11 protein-coding genes and 1 pseudogene are annotated in these 12,660 nt (G+C 63.8%); 6 read left to right on the top strand and 6 right to left on the bottom strand.

The genetic code is table 11. The features are described 5' to 3' along the window. Positions 1-219 precede the first annotated feature (219 nt). Both ACK41X_RS19620 and ACK41X_RS19615 read right to left on the bottom strand, forming a co-directional pair. Entirely contained in the window at positions 220-1,137 is a 918-nt protein-coding gene (locus ACK41X_RS19620; protein ID WP_409726745.1) for a CHAD domain-containing protein, read from the bottom strand. A gap of 66 nt (positions 1,138-1,203) precedes the next feature. Beyond that, the gene (locus ACK41X_RS19615) at positions 1,204-1,998 is read right to left on the bottom strand and encodes a UDP-2,3-diacylglucosamine diphosphatase (protein ID WP_409726743.1); all 795 of its coding nucleotides are present in this window, start codon (positions 1,996-1,998) and stop codon (positions 1,204-1,206) included. A gap of 133 nt (positions 1,999-2,131) precedes the next feature. On the opposite strand from ACK41X_RS19615, the gene ACK41X_RS19610 reads away from it, so the two are divergent. After that, positions 2,132-3,265 (top strand): glycosyltransferase, encoded by a 1,134-nt coding sequence (locus tag ACK41X_RS19610; RefSeq protein WP_409726741.1) that lies wholly within the window; start codon positions 2,132-2,134, stop codon positions 3,263-3,265. 147 nt (positions 3,266-3,412) lie between these two features. Further along, complete coding sequence (locus ACK41X_RS19605; protein WP_409726739.1) at positions 3,413-4,192, top strand: SDR family oxidoreductase; 780 nt, start codon at positions 3,413-3,415, stop codon at positions 4,190-4,192. 14 nt (positions 4,193-4,206) lie between these two features. On the opposite strand, the gene ACK41X_RS19600 is transcribed toward ACK41X_RS19605, so the two are convergent. Continuing rightward, the gene (locus ACK41X_RS19600) at positions 4,207-4,365 is read right to left on the bottom strand and encodes a hypothetical protein (RefSeq protein ID WP_409726737.1); all 159 of its coding nucleotides are present in this window, start codon (positions 4,363-4,365) and stop codon (positions 4,207-4,209) included. 94 nt (positions 4,366-4,459) lie between these two features. Then, positions 4,460-4,891 carry a YccF domain-containing protein gene (locus tag ACK41X_RS19595; RefSeq protein WP_409726735.1) on the bottom strand — a complete coding sequence of 144 codons (432 nt, stop codon included), beginning with the start codon at positions 4,889-4,891 and terminating at the stop codon, positions 4,460-4,462. Positions 4,892-5,080: 189 nt separating this feature from the next. Here ACK41X_RS19595 and ACK41X_RS19590 point away from each other — a divergent pair, with 189 nt between their 5' ends. Further along, complete coding sequence (locus ACK41X_RS19590) at positions 5,081-5,596, top strand: CvpA family protein (protein WP_409726733.1); 516 nt, start codon at positions 5,081-5,083, stop codon at positions 5,594-5,596. Positions 5,597-5,674: 78 nt separating this feature from the next. Here the strand turns inward: ACK41X_RS19590 and ACK41X_RS19585 are convergent, their stop codons facing one another. Continuing rightward, positions 5,675-10,003, bottom strand: a complete 4,329-nt coding sequence (locus tag ACK41X_RS19585) for a choice-of-anchor I family protein (protein ID WP_409726731.1) — start codon at positions 10,001-10,003, stop codon at positions 5,675-5,677. A 299-nt stretch (positions 10,004-10,302) separates the two neighbouring features. Here ACK41X_RS19585 and ACK41X_RS19580 point away from each other — a divergent pair, with 299 nt between their 5' ends. The 3 genes from ACK41X_RS19580 to ACK41X_RS19570 all read left to right on the top strand — a co-directional run bounded on the left by ACK41X_RS19580 (position 10,303) and on the right by ACK41X_RS19570 (position 12,555). Next, positions 10,303-11,196, top strand: coding sequence for an amidohydrolase family protein (locus ACK41X_RS19580; protein ID WP_409726729.1), 894 nt, complete (start codon positions 10,303-10,305; stop codon positions 11,194-11,196). A gap of 2 nt (positions 11,197-11,198) precedes the next feature. Beyond that, positions 11,199-12,191, top strand: a complete 993-nt coding sequence (locus ACK41X_RS19575) for a Bug family tripartite tricarboxylate transporter substrate binding protein (protein ID WP_409726727.1) — start codon at positions 11,199-11,201, stop codon at positions 12,189-12,191. 124 nt (positions 12,192-12,315) lie between these two features. Beyond that, the gene (locus ACK41X_RS19570) at positions 12,316-12,555 is read left to right on the top strand and encodes a hypothetical protein (RefSeq protein WP_409726725.1); all 240 of its coding nucleotides are present in this window, start codon (positions 12,316-12,318) and stop codon (positions 12,553-12,555) included. On the opposite strand, the pseudogene ACK41X_RS19565 reads toward ACK41X_RS19570, so the two are convergent. Beyond that, positions 12,552-12,660 (bottom strand): annotated as a pseudogene (locus ACK41X_RS19565) (IS5/IS1182 family transposase); the annotation flags it as partial. The gene ACK41X_RS19570 and the pseudogene ACK41X_RS19565 overlap by 4 nt on opposite strands.

The raw sequence follows: 12,660 nt of genomic DNA, 5'->3' as shown, positions 1-12,660 counted from the left end.
CCGCAACGCCTTCGATACGGCTTGCCGCGGTATCGATATCGGCCGGACTGATGGCATCCATGCGCAATCAATACCATATCCGCGGCCGTTCCGGGACAGCGCGCAGAGCCGGACCCGAAACGCTGATGCAGACTTTTGTGCTGCCGGTGGATTGCCGGTTCCCCTTCGGCAGAACCCTCCGCAACGGCATCCGGGAACCACTCCCAGCAACAATCGCGCTCACTCTTCCTCGCCGTCGCCGGATTGCGCCTCCCACAGCGCCACGAGGCGCTTGCGAAAGCCCTTTGGCGTTTCGGCGAACAGCCGGGTGGCGATTTTTCGGGCCGCACGAATATGCTGGTCCTGCCGGTAGGCGATCATCGGCGTCAGCCGCGAGCGCCAATGCGCCAGTGGCTGGTGCGGCCCGGCCTTGGCGGTGAGCATTTCCAGGTCCTGAACCTTGCCAAGGCGGGTCCGCAGCCGCTGCGCCTCGTCGACCCAGACCTTGCCGAGGCGCGGCCAGAGCGGCTCGACCAGTTCCATCTGATAGCGATGCTCGACCACGCGGCGGCGCAATTCGTGCAGGTCTTCCGGGTCCGGATTCGCCCAGTCGGCCGGGATCGACCGCCGCGCGCGCCGGTAGGTATTGGCAAGCATGCCGGCAAGGTCGTCGACGCTGACGCCATCCATGTCCCAGTGCGAGACCTGCCAGGCAGCGGCGGTCAAATAGTTCGACAGGTCGGTCTGAATTTCATCGGTCCAGATATTGCGTTCGTTTTCCGCCTTGAGCGCCTGCATCCGGCTGTGGATGGTTTCGATGGACTTTTTCGGCAGCGCGATCGGCAGTCCTTCGCAGGCTTCGATCGAATCGTTCAGCGCATCGATCGCCGACTGCGCATCGCGCGCCACGGTCAGGCGCCGCGCCAGGTCCCGCGCCTGCATCCGCAGCGCCCGCCCGGCTTCTCCGAGTACCGGTTCGAGCAGGCGCAGCAGCGCGCGCCAGCGCTTCAGCGCACGGCGAATGTCGTGCACCTTCGTGGTGGCGTCGCGTTCCGGATCGTCGAGGATCGCCTGCGCTGCGGCGACCGCACCGGCGGCGATTTCACGCAATGCGCCGCCCACCGGCTCTCCCGGGGCGATCGCAGACCTCACATTCATAGAAGACTCACCGTAACGCCGCCTTAGCTGTCATCCTAGCCCGCACGGGCGGGGTCGCGCCAGCCGTCAGGCAGCCTGCACCTCGGCCAATTCGGGGATTTCCGCGGCCGTGCCCTCCTCGATCCAGTGCAGGATTTCCAGCCGCCCATCAGGATGCTCGGCCACTGCCGTGCAGCTCTCCACCCAGTCGCCGCAATTGACGTAGCGGATGCCGAAATCCTCGTGGATCACCGCGTGGTGGATATGGCCGCAGACCACGCCCTGGGCCTCGTGCTTCTTCGCGTCGGCGGCAAGCGCCCGCTCATATTCGCCGATATAGGAAACCGCGTTCTTGACCTTGAGCTTGGCCCATTGCGACAGCGACCAATAGCCGAGCCCCAGATGGCGGCGGATGGTGTTGAACAGCCGGTTCAGCACGATGGCGAATTCATAGGCCTTGTCGCCGAGCAGCGCGAGCCAGCGCGCATGCGTGACAACCAGATCGAACTGGTCGCCATGCGTGACGAGGTAGGTGCGGCCATCGGCGCCCTGATGCATCGCATGTTCGACAACATCGATGCCGCCGAAATGCGTGCCGTAATAGCCGCGCAGGAATTCGTCATGATTGCCGGGTACATACACGATGCGCGTACCCTTGCGCGCCTTGCGCAAGAGCTTCTGGACCACGTCGTTGTGCTGCTGCGGCCAGTACCAGCTCGATTTCAGCGCCCAGCCGTCCACGATGTCGCCGACCAGATAGATGGTGTCGGCGTCGTGCCAGCGCAGGAAGTCGAGAAGCTTGCCGGCCTGACAGCCGCGGGCGCCGAGATGCACGTCGGAGATGAAGAGCGCGCGAAAGTGACGCGGCCGGGTCGGTGTCATCAGCACGAGTCAGCCATTCCAGTGTCGATGCCGCCTCGTCCCACATTGTCATTGCCGTTTGATGACAAGGCGCTACGCGCAGCGGCTGAGACTCGTCATCAGCATGTCATCGCCTGTCGACATTGTGCATCGGATGAGCATCGCGATCCTTGCTTTGACGCTTTTTGCGGCGGCGGCCCTCGGCCTTCATCTCTTGAGCGTGGCAGTCGCCATGCGCCGCTGCCGTCCCACGGCTTCCTTGCCGACGCCGGCGCCGGATTCACCGCCGGTCAGCATCGTGCTGCCGGTCTGTGGCCTTGAAAACTACATTGAGGACACACTGCGCTCGGCCTTCCGGCTCGATTATCCGCGCTATGAATTGATCTTCTGCGCGGCGCGTCCGGACGATGCCGTAGTGCCGCTGGTGCAACGGCTGATGGCCGACCATCGCTGGATCGATGCGCGTCTGCTGATCGGCGACGAACGAATCAGTGACAATCCGAAGCTCAATAACGTGTTCAAGGGCTGGCGTGAGGCCACCCATCCTTTTGTATCGATCTGCGACAGCAATGTGCTGCTGCCGCGCGACTATATCCAGCGGCTGCTGTCGCGATTCGATGCAGAGACCGGCCTCGTCTGCTCGCCGCCGATCGGCTGCCGGCCGGACGGCTTCTTTGCCGAGGTCGAATGTGCCATGCTCAACAATTACCAGGCGCGCTGGCAATATTTCGCCGACGCCATCGGCTTCGGTTTCGCGCAAGGGAAGACACTGTTCTGGCGAAAGTCCGACCTTGAACGCGCCGGCGGGATTCGCGCGCTTGCCGCCGAATCCGCCGAGGACGCCGCCTGCACCAAGATCGTGCGCGGGCTGGGCCTCAAGGTGCGGCTGATGCAACCGCCGGTGCGCCAGCCGCTCGGCTTTCGCAAGGCCCGCGACGTGTGGAAGCGGCAACGCCGCTGGGCGCGGCTGCGTCGCGCGAGCTTTCCGTTCTGGTTCTCGCTGGAAATCTTCTCCGGTGCGCTGCCTCCGCTGGTCACGATGATTGCCGCGGCCCTGCTCGCCGGTGTCTCACCGCTGATGCCCGCGCTTGCGTTCGTCGCAGCCTGGTACGGCGCGGAGTGGCTGCTTTCGGTCAAATCCGGATGGCCTGCCGCACCGCGCCTCGTCGCCGCCTGCATGCTGCGCGACGCGATGCTGCCTGTGCTCTATGTCAATGCCTGGCTCGGCCGCGGATTCGAATGGCGCGGCCATGACATGCGCGCGGTCGAAGGCGCAAGGCTGTCGTAACCGCTTTGCCTTCCGCATTCCTTTCGCATTAAGATCGCTGCTCTTTCCGTCATGCCCGGCCATGTGCCGGGCATCCACGTCTTTGCGACACGAAAGCCGTGGATGGCCGGGACAAGCCCGCCATGACCAGCTTGAAAGGCGTTACCCATGGATTTCGGAATTGCCGGCCGCAAGGCCATCGTCTGCGCATCGAGCCGGGGGCTCGGCTATGGCTGCGCGCTGGCCCTGGCGCAGGAGGGATGCGAGGTTGTGATCAATGGTCGCGATCAGGACCGGCTGGTGGCAGCGGCCGACGAGATCGCGAAGGCAAGCGGTGCTAAAGTCATTCCGGTCGCGGCCGATGTCGCAACCCCCGAGGGCCAGCAGGCGCTGTTCGCGGTCTGCCCGGAGCCCGACATCCTGGTCAACAACAATGCCGGGCCGCCGATGCGCGACTTCCGCGAGCTCACCCGCGCGCAGATCCTCGAAGGCGTCACCGCCAATATGGTGGTCGCCATCGAGCTGATTCAGAAAGCCATCGAGCCGATGACGCGAAAGCAATTCGGCCGCATCGTCAACATCACCTCGGGCACAGTGAAGGCGCCGCTCGCCGGCCTCGACCTGTCGTCCGGGGCGCGGGCCGGCCTCACCGCGTTTCTGGCAGGCGTCGCGCGCCAGGTCGCGGCCTCCAACGTGACCATCAACTTCATTCTGCCCGGCACCTTCGATACCGACCGCCTCGTCGCCAATCTCGAGGGCAACGCCAAGCGACAGGGCATCACCTACGAGCAGGCCCGCACCGCGCGCATGAACGGCGTGCCGGCCAAGCGCTTCGGCACCAGAGAGGAATTCGGGGCGGCCTGCGCGTTCCTGTGCTCGCAACAGGCCGGCTACATCACCGGGCAGAATCTTCTGATCGACGGCGGCGTTTTTCCAGGCGCCTTCTAATCCCGCGCCGGCGATTATCCATGACAGGTGCAGCCATGGTGGCATCCGGCGCCATCCTTGTGATGGTTTGCGCATTCCTTGCTGGGCCAGAGCCGGTCATTCTTGCTCACTGCCGATTTGGTGCTGACAAATGCAGACGCAATCGCTGCATGCACATTTGACCATCGTGACATCGACTTGAGGCAGGTCCGCTCTCCGTGTTCCGCTCTCGGTTGAGTTGAATCACGTTAGCTGAAATGCCTTGCTATCGCAGCTTCTGCGCGCGGATTACTGAACGCGACCCGGGCGCAGATCGTCTGTCGGGACGATCATCATGCCAATCGGCCACAGCGAAATCCCGGCGAGCTTCAGATGCGCCCAGGCGAACGGAATACCGATGATGGTGATGGCAAGGCCGATCGCGGTGATGAGATGGCCGAGCGCCAGCCACCAGCCCGCGAGCACGAACCAGATGATATTGCCGATCGTGCCGAACGCACCGGTGCCGGTGTCCTCGCGGCCGGTGTAAACGTCGCGCGGCACCGCGCGCTGACCGAACGGCAGCAGCGTGTAGAAGCCGATATTGAAGGCGGCGCGCGCCCAGGGCAGCCCGATGATGGTGATCGCCATGATGATCGCGGCGATCCACCAGCCGATCGCCATCCACAGGCCGCCGAACACGATCCAAAGGACGTTCAGAAGGACGGACAGAAGCGACATGGCGGAATCTCCGGGACGCAGCAACAGCGCGCGTGACGCTAACTTGAGCCTGGCCTCGGCATAATCAAGCCGGACAAGGCGAAATGTGCCTCGAAAAATATCCCTCGTATCGCCGCGAGCACGAAACGGAGGTAACCGGACGGCCTTGTCAGCGGAATCTTTACGCAAGACGCCTTAGGATCGGAACCAATGACCATATTCGACATTGCCGTCATCGGCGCGGCTTTGCTGGCCGCCGGCATCGGCTTCCGGTCGGGTCTGCTGCGAAGCCTGGCGACGATTTTCGGCTACCTCCTCGCCGCTCCGGTCGCGGTCATTGCCGGTCCGAAGCTCGCCCCGCTCTTCGCCTCCCAATCGCCGCCGCCGGACGCAACAGCCATCCTGACGATGGCGGCCGTATTCCTGGCCGTTGGCGTGGTCATGGCCGCGCTGTTGCGCCATGCCGTCGGCGCCATGGCGGGCGACGGCGTCAGCCTCCCGGACCGGACCGCCGGCGCTGCGCTCGGAGTCGTGCGCATTCTGCTTCTGGCGATCCTGATGGTGCTGATTTTCGAGCGCATCATCCCGCAAAAGCGGGAGCCGGCATGGCTCGCGCAGTCGCAATTGCGCCCGCTGCTGGCCGCGGCTGGCGAGGAGGGCGTGCGAACGCTGCCTCCGGACGTGACAGCCCAGATCGACCGCATGAAAAAAGAGCGCGGCATCTGACCGGGCATTGCGCTGCAGGCGAGGCAAGAACGGGCCGGCTTGCGCCGGCCCGTTCTGCAATATCGGGTCTTGGACCGCTTAAACGAAGGCGAAGTCGCTGGCGTTCAGGAACGCCACGTCCTTCACCTTCAGCAGCGTGACCGAGTCGGCGCCGGCCTGGATGGTGAGGCTGTTGCCATTATCGACAGTCGCCGCCAGCACCGCGTCGAAATCGGCAAAGATCGAGGCGTCGAACTCGATGACGTCGCCGCCGCCCAGATTGAGACCCTTGAAGTCCTTGATCTGGTCGTTGCCGAAGCCGGGCTTGAACACGAAGGTGTCGTTGCCCTTGCTGCCCTGAAGAACGTCATCGCCCGCACCGCCTTCGAGGATGTCGTCGCCGTCGCCGCCTTTCAGGCTGTCGTTACCGGCCTCGCCCAGCAGCGTATCGTTACCCTTGCCGCCATCGAGCTTGTTATTGCCGTCGTTACCGGTGATGACATTATCGAGATCGTTGCCCTTGCCGCTGAGATTGGCATTGCCCGTCAGCAGCAGATTCTCGACGAACTTTGGCAGCTTGAAGTTGATCGAGGTCTGCACGGTATCGGTTCCCTGCCCGTCGACCTCCACAACCTTGCTGCCCTTGCCGACGATGTAGGTGTCATCGCCGTCGCCGCCGAACATCTTGTGCTTGCCGAGGCTGCCGTCAAGCGTGTCGTTGCCGACATTGCCGACGAGGTCTTCCTTGCCGCTGGACCCAACGATGGGAGTCGAGGAGAACACATCCTCGTCGCGCTGGGTGAGATTCTGGATGCGGGTATCCAGATTCACCGGCGTGTCCGCTTCGTTATAGGCGGTCTGCGGCGTGGCGTGGAACGCTGCCATATATTGTGCGAGTGCATCCTGCTCGCCGAGCGCGTTGGCGGGCTGCACCGCGGTGAAGTCCAGCGCCTCGTCGACCGGCGCCGAAAGCGTGCCGTCATCGAGGATATAGCGGAAGTTCGAGCCGTTCGCCTTCATCGGATAGCCGTCGCCGCCCTGCGCGAGGAACGACAGCGTCACTACCGTGATGAGAGACGGAGCGCCTGCCAACAGTACACCGTCATCATAGAGCTTGGCGATGACGATCCCGTTTTCGTCCATCAGCGCGATGTCGGACACTCGACTGCCCACTGGCGCCGTCGGATCGAACGAGAACTTGACGCCGCCGAGCTGAGGGAAGCGGCCCTGATTGCCATAGGCGGCGACGCCATGCTCCAGGATCGCCTTCAGGCCTTCCGCGGTCGTATCGAACGCCATCAGACGGTTGTTGAAGCGCAGCGAGTTCTCGATATCGAGTTGCGAGACGCCGCCCTCCTCCTTGATGCCGGGATTTTCGGCAGGCGGCAGCTTGTCGATGGCGCCGGTGTCGGGATCGGGCAGCGACAGCGAACCGATCTGGGCGCGGATGCCGCCGCCATTTTTCAATGACACAACAAAGCTCGAAGCTGCCTCTCCGGCCGCCTGCTTGAAAGCATAGCCGTTGGCGTCGGCGCTGAGATTACCGAGATTGGTTTCCTCGTTGCGCACGAAGGCCCGTTCGCCTTCCAGATAGACGTTGGTGTAGCCGAAGACGTTGCCGTCCTTGAAGCTGATCACGCTTTGCACCGCATCGGTGAGCAGCTTGACGTCGCCGCCCTTGGTGCCGTCGGCAAAGGCGGTGGTGTCGAGATCCTCGATATCGACGCCCCAGGCTGCTGCGACATTTTCGTCCGTCGATGCATAGGCGCCGTTTATCGCCTGGTTGGCCGCAATGCTGTCGAGGATGATGTCGCCGTTTTCGTCGAAGTCGACAACCAGACGGCCGAGATAGGTGTATTCGTTGTCGGTGTTGACGATCAGCGTGGTCTTGCCGTCGAGATCGGTGACGGTCAGCGGGTAGTCGCCCTGGAACACATCGTCATGGCCGGGGAACGCGACCGCAACGTCGTCGTCGTCGCCGAGACGGGTATTGGAGCCCGCGGCCAGGATGATGTCGACGCCGCGCAGCTTGGACGCGAGCGCGATCTCGTTGCCGATCTGTTGCAGATGCGCCATCAGAATGATCTTGTTGATCCCCTCGGCGATCAGTTCGTCGATGATCGGCTGCAGCTGCGCCGCCAGCAGATCCATATCGTCGACTTCGCCGTTGGCGCCGGGGCCGGTCGGGAAGCCCTTCACTTCGGTGCCGCTCGGTGACGAGATCGCTTCGATGAGCTGCGTGGTCGCCGCCACAAGGCCAATTTTCTCGCCGCCCTTTTCGATCACGGTCGCGGGCGCAATCCGGCCCTTCAGGGTGCTCGCGTCCGGCACCAGGGTCGCGGTCGGATTGCCGAGGCCGTCGACCGTGTTGGTGAAACGCGGGTTCAGCGCGCTGTCGCCCGAGAAGTCGAGGTTGGCCGACAGGTAGGGGAACATCGCGCCGACCCAGCCGCCGCCCGGCGTAAAGCTCGCCGCGAACGCATTCGAGCCGAGGTCGAATTCGTGGTTACCGATGGTCGAGGCCTCGACGCCGATGATGTTGTGAATGCCGATATCCACCGCAGCGATAGGTATTGTGCCGTTCGGAGCGATGGTCGAACCGGTCGCGGCATTGAGCGCCGCAATGACGCTCGGATCGGTGCCGGCGGCAAGGAAAGGCCCGGGCAGCCAGTTGTCGCCGCCGGACAGGATCAGGGTGTTGGTAAAGGCGCCGTCGAACGCATCGACCAACGCCGCAAGATTGGGCGCGGTGGTGGAAGCCAGGAGCCCCGCCTCGCCGTCGGCGAAATGCAGCAGCTGCAGCGTGTAGCGCTGCGGTTCAACCTGGTAGATCTCGATGGTGCCGCTGATCTCGTTGGTGGTGAGCAGCAGGCCCTTGCCGTTCGGGCTGTCGACCGCCTCGATATACTGGATCGTCTCCGGTCCGAGATGGACGGTGGACGAGGGCAGATACATCGTGAACTCGGAATTCACCGGGTCGGTGACGTCATAGATCATCACCCCGCCCTGCCGCTCCAGCGCGACGAAGGCATAGAACCGCCCGCCGACATTGGCGACGGTGATGCCTTCCGGCTCGCCGGCCTTGTCGTCGGAGCGCGTGTCGAAAGTCGCGGCGGTGCCGGTCTGGTTGTTGTTGAACAGCGCCGGATATTGGTCGGCAATAATCTTCTCGAAATCGCCGCCACTCTCGAAAATCTTGACGACGCTGCCGTCGGCTTCCTGCTTGAAGATGGTGAAGCCGCGGCCGCCGAAGGTGTAGATTTCTTCCAGACCCGGAGTCGACGGATCGGTGTCGCCGTCGATGGTCGAGACGTTGAGACGTCCTGCCCAGTCCTCATGCTTGAGCTGTGCTTCCAGCGCGCCGAACACGTCGTCATTGAGGTCGCGCGACGACAGGCGTGCGATGTCGCTGTCGTCGCTGCGGGCATCGCCCTCGTTGGCGGTGGCGAAATAGGTCACGCCGTTCGCCGTCCAGGTGGCGATCGCGTCGGGCTGAAGAATGCCCTTGATCGGCGCCAGCGTAAGCTGGATCGCGCCCAAGCTGGATCCACCGGAACCCGGGCCGTCGCGATCCGAATAATCGGCTTCGTTGCCGGCGATGCTGTGATCGACATAGCCGAGCGGGATCAGGCGCACCAGAACCGGCGTCGTGCCGGTAATGTCGAACTGCGCGACGGTGTTGGCTTCCTGCAGCGTCACGAATGCCGTGGTGCCGTCCTTGGTGATGGTGATGTATTCCGGCTCAAGGTCCTCGGCGGCACTCTTGCCCGGGGTGATCCGGACGCCCTGTGCACGCAGCGCGTCTTCCTGGCCGTTCAAGGCTTCGAAACCGGTGGTCGCAACCGCGGCATTTTCGACGCCAAGCGACAGATCGATCAGCGACACCGAACCGACCGGATCGATCGGGCCGTCGCGCTCGCCTTCGTTGGCGACCAGAAGCTTCTGGCCGTCGGCGGAGAAAACCAGCATATCGGGCAGCGCGCCCACCTCGACGATACTGAGGAGCGCGCCAGTGGTGGCGTCATAGAAGGCGACGAAGCCGTTATCGCTCTTCACCACATTTTCAACCGCCACAGCGACCAGATTGCCCGACACCGCGACCGAATTGATCCCGCCGAAGAACGGCACCGTGGCATCGACGTCGATATCGCCGAGCAGCACCGGGAGCGCCGGATTGGACAGGTCGACGATCTGGATCAGGCCGTCCGGACCGGTGGTCCCGGCATCGTCGAAATTCGCCATCACGAACAGCTTCTGCTGGATTTTGTCATAAGCCGCGACCTCCGCGGTCGCCGCCCCGAGACCAGTGGCATAGGCGCCGATCGACGTGACATTCAGCGCGTTCGTCCCCGTGGGCGTCGTCAGCGAACCCGCGAGCGTCGAATTGGCATTGTTCTGAATCGTGATCCCGTCGATCTGGATGGACATCCACGTTCCCCGTTGACTTGAAAAAATGGCGCGCCGGCAAGCCCCGCTCACCGCAGCAGCGCGGTTATGGTTGGCGGGCGATGACGAAGCGATGACTTTCCGGTGACGGGTTGGATTCCGTCCAAAGAGCAATGCGGCGCACGCGAAAGACACCCGCGGCGGCGAAACCCGACGTGGCTAACGCACGGCGATACGGGATCAGTGGCTTGAACGTCGGCAGTTGACCGCAATCCGGTCGCGCCTTAGTGTTTCACCATAACGATAATATATTCGCTGTGGCGAAATATGGAGAAGCGCTCTTGTCGACACCCTGCCCCGGCGCGCCGGCTCCGAGCGCGCCCGGTTTTGCCCTGCCCGGCGGGGCCTGCGATTGCCACGTCCATGTGCTCGGACCCTACGCACAATATCCGCTCGCCGAGCAACGCGCTTACACGGTTCCCGAAGCGCCGCTGCCTGCGTTCCGGGCCATGCTGCGCACCATGGGGCTGGAGCGCGCGGTAATCGCGCATGTCTCGGCGCATGGCGAGGACCTGCGGGTCACGCTTGACGCCCTCCGCGCGATGGGACGCGGCGCGCGTGGCACCATCATGCTAACACCATCCATGAGCGACGCCGATCTGAAGCTATTTCACGCCCAGGGGATTCGCGGTATCCGCCTGTCGCATGCCTTCGGCTACGACGTCACTGCCGAGACCTTGCGTCAGACAGCAGCACGAATAGCCGGTCTTGGCTGGCACATCGGGATCTGGCCTGCGGGCCTCGACGAATTGCGGCTGATCGCGCAGACGAGCGAAGGCCTTTCTGTCCCCATCGTGCTCGATCATCTGGCCGCTCACGCCTGGAATCCCGCGCGCGGCATCGACCAGGACGGCTTTGGCGAACTTCTCCGCTTGCTCGCCACCGGACGCGCCTACCTCAAGCTGTCGGCGATGAACCGTGCCTCGCCCGGACCGTTCCCGTGGCCCGAGTTGATTCCCTTCGGCGCAAAGCTCGTCTCCGAAGCGCCGGAGCGGCTGCTCTGGGCCAGCGACTGGCCGCATGTCGGCATGGTCAACGGCAACGTGCCGCAATCGTCCCATCTGCTCGATTGGCTGCCGCTCATCGGCGCCGGTCCCGATACCCGCAAGCGCATCCTCACCGACAATCCAGCCGCACTTTACGGCTTTGCCGACGCTGAAAAACTGGAGGTTTAAGCATGAACCGTCGCGAGACCCTGAAATCCATGCTCGCCGGGATAGCCATCCCGTTTGCCGGACTGTCGTCGCTATCCGCGCAGACCTTCGACAAAGCGAGGCCGGTGCGCTTCCTGGTCGGCTTCCCGGCCGGCGGTTCGGTCGACATGGTTGCGCGTCTGGTCGCCGAACAATTGCGCGCCGATCTCGGCATCGTCCCTGTCGTGGAGAACATTTCCGGCGCCGGCGGACGCATCGCCATCGAACGCGCCAAGGCGAGCGCGCCGGACGGCCACACCATCCTCGTGACCCCGGCAGCGATGATGACGCTCTATCCACTGATCTTCTCCAAGCTCAACTACGATCCGATCAGGGATTTCATCCCGGTCGCGCCGCTCTGCACCCTGGAATTCTCGCTGATCGTCACCGGGGCGGTGCCGCAGGACGTCAAGACGCTTGACGACCTGATCGCCTGGTACAAGGCCAATCCGTCGAAGGCCGCCTATGCCCATGGCAGCGCCGGATCGCCAATGCATTTCATCGGCGCGATGCTGGCCCAGCATGCCGGGCTCGACCTCACCCACGTCCCCTATCGTGGCGCGGCGCCCATGCTGCAGGACGCCCTCAGCGGCCAGGTCGCGGTGGCGGTCACTACCATCACCGACTCGCTGCCTCACATCGAGGGCGGCAAGCTGCGGGCGGTCGCAGTGAGCGGCAAGGCGCGCTCGAAATATCTGCCCAACGTGCCGACCTTCGCCGAGCAGGGCGCGGCTGCGATCGAAGTGGAGGACTGGTTCGGCATGTTCGTGCCGGCCGGCACGCCGATGCCGGTCGTCGAACAGCTCAATGCGGCCATCGGCAAGGCCCTGACCTCGAAAATCGTCAGCGAGCGCATGCAGCAACTCGCCTATATTCCCGCCGGCGGGTCGCAGGGCGAATTCGTCAAGCGGCTCAAGGCCGATCTCGACAAATGGACGCCGGTGGTGAAGGCGACAGGCTTCAAGATCGAGGAATAGCGGCAGGCCGGAGCATTCAGAACCGTCCCGCGCGCCGGGGGAAAGCCACCGGGCGTACCCATTGCTTTCACTTTTCGGGCTAGACTCAAGCGTGAACTGATTCGTTTCACACTTGGGTTCCGCCATGAATGCTGGTCTTTTCGTCTGCACCGGTGTCGTCGCCATGGATGGCTGCGGCGTCGAACTCACCATGGTCGAACGCCGGCTGCATGATGGCCGTTGCGAGCTTTGCGCGCTGGACTGGGACGAGCGGGTGCGCGCCTGGCGCTTCGGCAAGCCCGATCCCGATCTGGATGCGCACTTTGCCGAAGGCCCGCGCAAGCCGGCCGCCCGCCCGGCACCGCGGCGCGCCAAGGCAGCCTAGGTAGTGGACTCATAATGCCTGAGCCAGAGGCGTGACGCCGCCAGTGCGATGGCAGCAAGAAAGTTCCTGGCAAGCTTGTCGTATCGGGTGGCGATGCGCCGGAAG

Source organism: Pseudorhodoplanes sp. (assembly GCF_046289595.1).
Classification (GTDB): Bacteria; Pseudomonadota; Alphaproteobacteria; order Rhizobiales; family Xanthobacteraceae; genus Pseudorhodoplanes.
Note: the sequence above shows the minus strand (reverse complement) of the source record. Positions and strands in the feature narration are given on the sequence as shown.

What these genes read in the sequence shown, in the direction of transcription:
- ACK41X_RS19620 (WP_409726745.1), bottom strand. Translation starts at nt 1,137, where the DNA reads ATGAATGTGAGGTCTGCGATCGCCCCGGGAGAGCCGGTGGGCGGCGCA.
- ACK41X_RS19595 (WP_409726735.1), bottom strand. Translation starts at nt 4,891, where the DNA reads ATGTCGCTTCTGTCCGTCCTTCTGAACGTCCTTTGGATCGTGTTCGGC.
- ACK41X_RS19605 (WP_409726739.1), top strand. Translation starts at nt 3,413, where the DNA reads ATGGATTTCGGAATTGCCGGCCGCAAGGCCATCGTCTGCGCATCGAGC.
- ACK41X_RS19600 (WP_409726737.1), bottom strand. Translation starts at nt 4,365, where the DNA reads ATGTCACGATGGTCAAATGTGCATGCAGCGATTGCGTCTGCATTTGTC.
- ACK41X_RS19570 (WP_409726725.1), top strand. Translation starts at nt 12,316, where the DNA reads ATGAATGCTGGTCTTTTCGTCTGCACCGGTGTCGTCGCCATGGATGGC.
- ACK41X_RS19610 (WP_409726741.1), top strand. Translation starts at nt 2,132, where the DNA reads ATGAGCATCGCGATCCTTGCTTTGACGCTTTTTGCGGCGGCGGCCCTC.
- ACK41X_RS19585 (WP_409726731.1), bottom strand. Translation starts at nt 10,003, where the DNA reads ATGTCCATCCAGATCGACGGGATCACGATTCAGAACAATGCCAATTCG.
- ACK41X_RS19590 (WP_409726733.1), top strand. Translation starts at nt 5,081, where the DNA reads ATGACCATATTCGACATTGCCGTCATCGGCGCGGCTTTGCTGGCCGCC.
- ACK41X_RS19575 (WP_409726727.1), top strand. Translation starts at nt 11,199, where the DNA reads ATGAACCGTCGCGAGACCCTGAAATCCATGCTCGCCGGGATAGCCATC.
- ACK41X_RS19615 (WP_409726743.1), bottom strand. Translation starts at nt 1,998, where the DNA reads ATGACACCGACCCGGCCGCGTCACTTTCGCGCGCTCTTCATCTCCGAC.